Genomic DNA, 4928 nt, shown 5'->3' with positions numbered 1-4928 from the left:
GCGGTTATGCAAGCTAAATTTGGTGGTTCTATCGGTGTTGCAGTTGGTTCAGGTGGACCTGGTGCAACTCACTTGATCAACGGTGTTTACGATGCAGCTATGGATAACACTCCATTCCTTGCTATCCTTGGATCACGTCCAGTTAACGAATTGAACATGGATGCCTTCCAAGAATTGAACCAAAACCCAATGTACAACGGTATCGCTGTTTACAACAAACGTGTAGCTTACGCAGAGCAATTGCCAAAAGTGATTGACGAAGCTTGCCGTGCTGCTGTTTCTAAAAAAGGTCCAGCCGTTGTTGAAATTCCAGTAAACTTTGGTTTCCAAGAAATCGACGAAAACTCATACTACGGTTCAGGTTCATACGAGCGTTCATTCATCGCTCCTGCTTTGAACGAAGTGGAAATCGACAAAGCTGTTGAAATCTTGAACAATGCTGAACGTCCAGTGATCTACGCTGGTTACGGTGGTGTGAAAGCTGGTGAAGTGATCACTGAATTGTCACGTAAAATCAAAGCACCAATCATCACAACTGGTAAAAACTTTGAAGCTTTCGAATGGAACTATGAAGGTTTGACAGGTTCTGCTTACCGTGTTGGTTGGAAACCAGCCAACGAAGTGGTCTTTGAAGCAGACACAGTTCTTTTCCTTGGTTCAAACTTCCCATTTGCTGAAGTTTACGAAGCATTCAAGAATACTGAAAAATTCATCCAAGTCGATATCGACCCTTACAAACTTGGTAAACGTCATGCCCTAGATGCTTCAATCCTTGGTGATGCAGGTCAAGCAGCCAAAGCAATCCTTGACAAAGTGAATCCAGTTGAATCTACTCCATGGTGGCGTGCAAACGTGAAGAATAACCAAAACTGGCGTGATTACATGAACAAACTCGAAGGTAAAACTGAGGGAGAATTGCAATTGTATCAAGTTTACAATGCAATCAACAAACATGCTGATCAAGACGCTATCTATTCAATCGACGTAGGTGACACTACTCAAACATCTACTCGTCACCTTCACATGACACCTAAGAACATGTGGCGTACATCTCCACTCTTTGCGACAATGGGTATTGCCCTTCCTGGTGGTATCGCTGCTAAGAAAGACAATCCAGATCGCCAAGTATGGAACATCATGGGTGACGGTGCATTCAACATGTGCTACCCAGACGTTATCACAAACGTTCAATACGACCTTCCAGTTATCAACGTTGTCTTCTCCAATGGTAAATATGCCTTCATCAAGGACAAATACGAAGACACAAACAAACACTTGTTTGGTTGTGACTTCCCTAATGCTGACTATGCGAAAATCGCTGAAGCTCAAGGAGCTATTGGATTTACAGTTGACCGTATCGAAGACATCGACGCAGTCGTTGCTGAAGCTGTTAAATTGAACAAAGAAGGTAAAACTGTTGTTATCGATGCTCACATCACTCCACATCGTCCACTTCCAGTAGAAGTACTTGAGTTGGATCCAAAACAACACTCAGAAGAAGCTATTAAAGCCTTCAAAGAAAAATACGAAGCTGAAGAGCTTGTACCATTCCGCCTCTTCTTGGAAGAAGAAGGGTTGCAATCACGCGCAATCAAATAATCCTGCTCGTGGAAAATCAAAGATAAACTGCGTTATCTTCACCTTGCCGTACTCCAGTACTGTCTGCGGTTCGATGCCTTGTTTATACTTTGATTTTCTTAGAGAGAAACTTAAAAGATCGGAGGACTCCGGTCTTTTTGTGGAGGATAAGAAATGAATTTAAATCAATTAGATATTATTGTTTCAAATGTTCCCCAAGTTTGTGCTAGCTTGGAGCGTATTTTGGATAAAAAAGCCGATTATGTTGACGACAGTTTTGCCCAGTTCACGATTGGCAGTCACTGTCTCATGTTGTCTCAAAATCATTTGGTCCCTTTGGAAAACTTTCAGTCAGGAATCATTCTTCATATCGAGGTTGAAGATGTAGACCAGAACTACAAACGATTGAAAGAGCTTGGTATCCAGGTTTTAAATGGCCCAATTGTAACCGATTGGGGAACCGAAAGCTTGCTAGTTGAAGGCCCTGCTGGTCTAGTGATTGATTTTTATTGTATGAAATAGGTAATTCTATTATCAAAAAATTTAATCGTTCTTGGAGTGGAACTTAAAAAGATCGGAGCAATCCGGTCTTTTTTATTAAAGACAAAATCTTCTTTGAAACTTTCCTTAGGTGAGTACGGACGTTAGGTGAAATTATCCAGTGGATGATTTCAGCAATCCAGGAAGTTCCATGACTTAGTTTTGAGCCTGAGGTCTCAAAACTCCCGAGTGCTAGAAACAATCGTGTTTCTAGCACTTTTCTCACGGCGGAAAGTTTCAGTAGATGATTGAATAATTCTAACGAATAAAATTTTTCTATTTTAACAGAATTTATTAGATTTAAGAAAGACCAATATTATATTTGGCAAAAAATAATTGGTATGCATTTTAAAAAATCGGAGTCCTCCGGACTTTTTGTATTGCGCGTGAACAAAAACAATCTTAGAATAGTATCAGTTTTTCCTAGATGCTGTAAGATTTTTGGGTTAGAGAAGGGTATAATAGAACTATCAAATCAAGTGAGGTAGAGAGATGACCGATAAACTTCAATTTCCAGATGGTTTTCTTTGGGGTGGGGCGACGGCTGCTAACCAGTGTGAGGGAGCTTATAATGAAGATGGCCGTGGCTTGGCCAATGTGGATGTGGTACCGATTGGGCCTGACCGTCACGCCATTATTACGGGTCAGAAAAAGATGTTCGACTTTGAAGAGGGCTATTTTTATCCGGCTAAGGATGGCATTGATATGTACCATCGCTACAAGGAAGACATTGCCCTCTTTGGGGAAATGGGCTTTAAAACTTATCGCTTGTCCATTGCCTGGTCTCGGATTTTCCCGCAAGGAGATGAACTAGAGCCAAACGAAGCAGGTCTACAGTTCTATGAAGATCTCTTTAAGGAATGTCACAAGTATGGCATTGAACCCTTGGTGACCATTACCCACTTTGACTGTCCCATGCATTTGATTACTGAGTATGGAGGTTGGCGCAGTCGTAAGATGTTGGAATGTTATGAACGACTCTGCCGAACTCTCTTCACTCGCTACAAGGGCTTGGTCAACTACTGGCTAACCTTTAATGAGATCAATATGATCCTCCATGCGCCTTTTATGGGAGCGGGTCTCTGCTTTGAAGAAGGAGAGAATGAGGAGCAAGTCAAATACCAGGCGGCTCACCATGAGTTGGTCGCTTCAGCCATTGCCACCAAGCTAGCCCATGAGATTGATCCCAACAATAAGGTCGGCTGTATGTTGGCAGCAGGGCAAAACTATCCGCATACCTGTGCTCCGCGAGATATCTGGGCTGGTCTAGAAGAAGACCGCAAGAACTATTTCTTCATCGATGTGCAGGCGCGTGGGGAATACCCAACCTATGCCAAGAAAGAGTGGGAACGTCAGGGAATTACGGTCGAGATGACCGAGCAGGACCTTCAATTGTTGAAAGAACACACGGTAGACTTTATTTCCTTCTCTTACTATGCCAGTCGGGTCGCTTCAGGGGATCCAGCTGAAAGGGAAAAAACAGCGGGCAATATCTTTGCTTCTCTGAAGAATCCCTACCTAGAAAGCTCAGAATGGGGTTGGCAGATTGACCCTCTTGGTCTCCGCATTACCCTCAACACCATCTGGGATCGTTATCAAAAACCCCTGTTTATTGTAGAAAATGGACTAGGCGCCGTTGATACTCCAAATGAAGCCGGGGAGATTGAGGATGACTACCGGATTGATTACCTGGCTGCTCACATCAAGGCCATGCGGGATGCTATTCATGAAGATGGCGTTGTCCTCTGGGGCTATACGACTTGGGGCTGTATTGACCTGGTCTCTGCCGGGACTGGAGAAATGAAGAAACGCTACGGCTTTATCTATGTCGATCGGGACAACGAAGGTAAGGGAAGCTTGGCCCGCTCACGTAAGAAATCCTTCTATTGGTACAAAGAAGTCATTGCGTCCAATGGGGCTTCTGTTAATTAAATGCAACACTCGATTAGGAGAAAAGTTCTTCTTGATCGAGTGTTTTCTTTGCTTTTTTGATTGACGAAGGTTCCTTTATTTGATAGGCTAGAGAAATAGAACTGATTTCGCAAGTAAAGAAAAGAGGAGCGAGGCAAGTGGCACGGATTTTATTAATCGAGGATAATAATGATATCCAAGAAATTTTGTATAGTCTCTTAAGTGAAGATCATGAGGTGCTTCAAGCTTTTTCAGGTACAGAAGGTTTGCGGCTCTTTCAGCAAGAAAGCATTGATTTGGTCCTTCTTGATATCATGCTTCCTGGGAAAAATGGAGATCAGGTCCTTGAGGAGATCCGTTTGCAGAGTCAGGTGCCGGCCATCATGATGACCGCTCTTGGAGACAAACACCTCATTAGCCAGTATCTCCTTGCAGGTGCCAATGATTATATCGTCAAGCCCTTTAATCTGGACGAAGTGGCAGCTCGGGTAACGGTGCAGCTGAGAAATAACATCACTCCGGCACAGGAAGCTCCATCATCAAAAATGCTGACTGTTAAAAATCTGGTCCTAAATCCAGAAACCTTTGAACTGGAGTCTGGAGCAAAAACGCTTCGCTTGGGCAAAAAAGAATTTCAAATTTTTGAAACTTTATTGGCGCATCCAAAGAAGATTTTTACCAAAGAAGAATTGTATGAGGCGGTCTGGGACGAAGTCTATCTGCCTGGAGACAATACGCTCAATGCCCAATTGAGCAATCTCCGAAAGAAAATTGCTCAGCTCGATCCTAATGAGGACTATATTGAAACTGTCTGGGGCTTGGGTGTTCGCTTGAAAGGAGACCAGTAATGTGGGGATTGCTTCTAGTTCTAGTCGTCCTTGTCCTCCTCTTGGGACTGG

General features: G+C 43.2%; 4 protein-coding genes. All 4 read left to right on the top strand.

What is annotated here, in order from left to right; all coding sequences use genetic code 11:
- The coding region (gene spxB / locus ACLOR3_RS01145; RefSeq protein ID WP_412036912.1) for a pyruvate oxidase at positions 1–1599 on the top strand (1599 nt) is incomplete at its 5' end.
- A gap of 153 nt (positions 1600–1752) precedes the next feature.
- Positions 1753–2100, top strand: coding sequence for a VOC family protein (locus ACLOR3_RS01140; RefSeq protein WP_411400040.1), 348 nt, complete (start codon positions 1753–1755; stop codon positions 2098–2100).
- Between the two features lie 510 nt (positions 2101–2610).
- Complete coding sequence (locus ACLOR3_RS01135; protein WP_411400039.1) at positions 2611–4050, top strand: 6-phospho-beta-glucosidase; 1440 nt, start codon at positions 2611–2613, stop codon at positions 4048–4050.
- 137 nt (positions 4051–4187) lie between these two features.
- The gene (locus ACLOR3_RS01130; protein ID WP_411400038.1) at positions 4188–4877 is read left to right on the top strand and encodes a response regulator transcription factor; all 690 of its coding nucleotides are present in this window, start codon (positions 4188–4190) and stop codon (positions 4875–4877) included.
- Positions 4878–4928 lie beyond the last annotated feature (51 nt).

Source organism: Streptococcus intestinihominis (assembly GCF_046824975.1).
Classification (GTDB): Bacteria; Bacillota; Bacilli; order Lactobacillales; family Streptococcaceae; genus Streptococcus.
The sequence above is the reverse complement of the archived record's forward strand: the minus strand, read 5'-3'. Positions and strand labels throughout refer to the sequence as shown.

What these genes read in the sequence shown, in the direction of transcription:
- ACLOR3_RS01140 (WP_411400040.1), top strand. Translation starts at nt 1,753, where the DNA reads ATGAATTTAAATCAATTAGATATTATTGTTTCAAATGTTCCCCAAGTT.
- ACLOR3_RS01135 (WP_411400039.1), top strand. Translation starts at nt 2,611, where the DNA reads ATGACCGATAAACTTCAATTTCCAGATGGTTTTCTTTGGGGTGGGGCG.